This is a genomic window from Mesorhizobium sp. B2-4-2 (genome assembly GCF_006442845.1).
Lineage (GTDB): Bacteria > Pseudomonadota > Alphaproteobacteria > Rhizobiales > Rhizobiaceae > Mesorhizobium.
The window spans coordinates 1-2,040 of sequence record NZ_VFVM01000027.1; the positions used below are offsets into that span (position 1 = coordinate 1).

Genomic DNA, 2,040 nt, shown 5'->3' on the forward strand with positions numbered 1-2,040 from the left:
CAGCGTCACCGTCATCACGGTGCGGTCGCTAAGCCCGTTGTAAGCGCCGTTATGGTTGCTGTCGACAAAGCCGACCAACGTGTTGCCCTGGACCGCCCAGCTCAGCTCTACGCCCTTCGACGACAGCCCGATGGCCGTCAGGTCTGCGGCCGCCGTACCGGTGAAGCCGAAACCGCCGCCGGCGGCCGGGCCGTCGGCGCCGAAGTCGACAAGCCCGTTCAGCGAGCCGGATGCGATCGCCGCACCGAATGGGAATTCCGTGCCCGAACCGTCGCCGGACCCGTCATAGGGCGAGGTTCCCTGCGACAGCAGGCTGGCAATGTCGTCCTCGTCGATCGTCACCGGCGCGGCATGGCCGCTCAGGACCTTCGGCCCATCATCCTCGAAGACGATGGTCTGGGAGATGTCGGCGCTTTGTGTGACGTGGTCGCCGTCGCCGTCGGTCGCCGTGACGGTGACCGAGACCGAGCCGGCGCCGAGCGCGATGCCCTCGTCGTTGCTGCTGGTGTCGGGATGGTGGAGCGAGACGTATTGCGCAACCGCGACCTGGCCGGTGGCGGCATCGACATGCAGCGCGAAGGCGACCTTGTCGGTGGCGGTAACGCCGTTGTTGTTGGCGTCATAGACGCCGATGATGTGGCCGTGGCCGTCGTTGAACAGCGAGATTGCGTGGCCATCGGTGGTCTTCAGGTCGGAATCCACGCCCGTATTGCTGGCAAGGGTGAGCGCATAGACGAGCGAAGCTTTCGCTGCCGGTCCGTCGGCGCCGAACAGCGCCGTGGCGTTCACGACGCCGCCGCTGCCTTGCGCATATTGGTGCAGCGGCATGTCGGGATCGGTCCCGGCATTGACGCCGGCAAACAGGGCCGCCACGGCAGGATCGGTGGTGTCGTCGGAATCGGCATCGACACCTGCGGTCTCGTCGATAACGATGATGTCGCCGACCTTGATGTTGGCAAGGAAGGTGCCGGTGTTGTCGCCCTGTTCGCCGATTTCACGGAACGTCAGTGAGTTGTCGCCGGCCGTCGCCGTGACGTCGATGGCGATGGTCTGCATGACGCCCGACGTGGGATTGTAGGTTCCGACCGAGACGCCGTTCCACAGCACTTCGAGCTTGGCGCTGTGTAGGAGGCTGGTGTCGTTGGCGGCGCCGATCTCGAAGGAGATGCGGTATTCGCCGGCGCTGAGGCCATGCAGCGTCTGCGAGATCTGGATGTTGCCGGGGCTGGCCTCGAGGTCGACCATAACGCTGTTGGTCGGGCTGTCTGCACCGCGATAGCCGTCACCGACCTTCTGCAATTCGATGCTGCTGGCGCCCTCGTAGGGCGAGGCCGTGACGGTCCAGGCGCCGGCGGGACCGGTCGTGGTGCCGCTGCCCGCACCCCAGGCGTCGCCATTGGGGACGAAGCCGTCCAGGAACAGGCCGTTCAAGGCACCGTTCGGCTGCGAGATGGTCAGGCTCGGACCATCGTCGTCGAAGCTGATCTGGCCCGAGACATCGGCGCTGGCGCTGGCGGTGTCGCCGTCGCCATCCGTGACGGTCACGCTCACTGCGACCGAATGCAGGCCCAGCACCACCGTGTCGTCCGGATTGGAGGCGTCCGAATGATGAAGCGACAGATATTGCTCGACGGTCACCTTGCCGGTGGCCGGATCGATCGACAGCGCGAACGCCGCATCGCCATCGAACGTTCCGCCCTGCACGACGCCGACCAGGACGCCGTTGGCCAGCGTCTGCAAGGTGATCAGCGAGCCGTCGGTGACGGCAAGGCCGGAGACCGCATTGGTGACGCTTAGCGCATAGACGGTGCTGCCCGAAACGGCCGGACCGTCGGCGCCGAACAGCGCCGTGATGTTGACGAAGGCACTGTCGCTGGTGCCGTGCGCGATCGCGCCGGTGCCGCCGACATCGGGATCCTCGCCCTTGGTGACCGTACCAGTGTCGATCCCAGCCGGGGTGCTCGTGGTCGCCGTCTCGTCAAGCGCTACCGTAACGCCGGTGGCGGCGACAGCCGTCACCTTCGGCCCGTCGTCGTCGAA

The 2,040-nt window shown here is 66.3% G+C and carries 1 protein-coding gene; it reads right to left on the reverse strand.

What is annotated here, in order from left to right; translation table 11 throughout:
• The coding region (locus tag FJ942_RS28675; RefSeq protein ID WP_246679908.1) for a DUF5801 repeats-in-toxin domain-containing protein at positions 1-2,040 on the reverse strand (2,040 nt) is incomplete at both ends.